The sequence below is a fragment of the Mycobacterium palustre genome (genome assembly GCF_002101785.1).
Taxonomy (GTDB): Bacteria; Actinomycetota; Actinomycetes; order Mycobacteriales; family Mycobacteriaceae; genus Mycobacterium; species Mycobacterium palustre.
Genome location: NZ_LQPJ01000138.1, coordinates 1 through 1,191 on the forward strand (window position 1 = coordinate 1; position 1,191 = coordinate 1,191).

General features: G+C 70.9%; 2 protein-coding genes. Both read right to left on the reverse strand.

Annotated elements, in window-relative coordinates; all coding sequences use genetic code 11:
• A partial coding sequence (locus AWC19_RS24510; RefSeq protein ID WP_142281394.1) for a UDP-glucose dehydrogenase family protein occupies positions 1-791 on the reverse strand: 791 nt, incomplete at its 3' end.
• A gap of 88 nt (positions 792-879) precedes the next feature.
• Positions 880-1,191: hypothetical protein (locus AWC19_RS24515; RefSeq protein ID WP_211284991.1), on the reverse strand; the 312-nt coding region annotated here is incomplete at its 5' end.

The window sequence follows — 1,191 nt, forward strand, 5'->3', positions numbered from 1 at the left end:
CCGCCGAAACCCAATCCGGCGTTGAGGAATTGGCGCCCGATGCGGGGGTCGTACCCGAGCGCGTCGGCCAGCACCTTAACGTCGGCGCCCGCGGCCTCGCACACCTCGGAGATCGCGTTGATGAACGAAATCTTGGTCGCCAGAAACGCATTCGCGGAGACCTTGACCAGCTCCGCGGTCTGCAGGTCGGTCACCAAAAGGGGCACGGCCGCATCAAGCAGCGGGGCGTACAGCTCGCGCACCGCCGCCTCGGCGCGCGTCGAACCCTCTTGTATCCCCAGCACGATGCGGTCCGGGTGCAGGGTGTCGTGCACGGCGTAGCCCTCCCGCAAAAACTCCGGGTTCCAGGCGATTTCGACGTCCACCCCGTGCGGCGCCAGCGCGGCGGCCCGTTGGTTCAGCTCGGCCGCGGTGCCTACCGGGACCGTCGACTTGCCGATCAGCACCGACGGCCTGCTCAGCCGCGGCACCAGCGCGTCGATGACGGCGTGGACGTGGCACAAGTCGGCGCCGTACTCGCCCTTCTTCTGCGGCGTGCCCACGCCCAGGAAGTGGACGTCGGCGAAATCGGCCGCCATCTCGTAGTCGGTGGTGAACCGCAGGCGTCCCGCAGCGAGGTTGTCGGTCAACAACTTTCGCAGACCGGGCTCGTAGAAGGGAACGTCACCGCCGGCCAGCTTGGCGACCTTGCCGGCATCGACATCGACGCCGACGACGTCGTGTCCCAGTTCGGCCATCCCGACGGCGTGGGTGGCCCCCAGGTAACCGGTGCCGAAGACGGTGCATCGCATACAACCGGTGTATGTGGCCGCGATGAGCTAACCGCATCGCTGCGCTAAGCGGGAGGCAAACGGCAGGTGACAGGTGGCCCCGGACGGGCTAGTGGCGACCGAACCCGCCGTGACCGCCACCGAACCCGCCGTGACCACCGCCCCCGGGGAAGCCGGGGAAGCCGCCGCCGTGACCACCGCCGGGGAAGTCGCCGCCGCCGTGACCACCGCGACCGCCACCGGGCCCGAAGCCGCCTCCCGGCGGGCCACCGATGATCGGCGGACCACCGATGCCGGGGATCGGCAGCGGGATCGGGACCGGGACGGGTGCCATGACCGGTGGCGGCGCCGGGGCGGGAGCCGGGGCCTCGGGAACCGGAACGGGGGCCGGCGCCGGGGCCTCCGGAACCGGGGCGGGGTC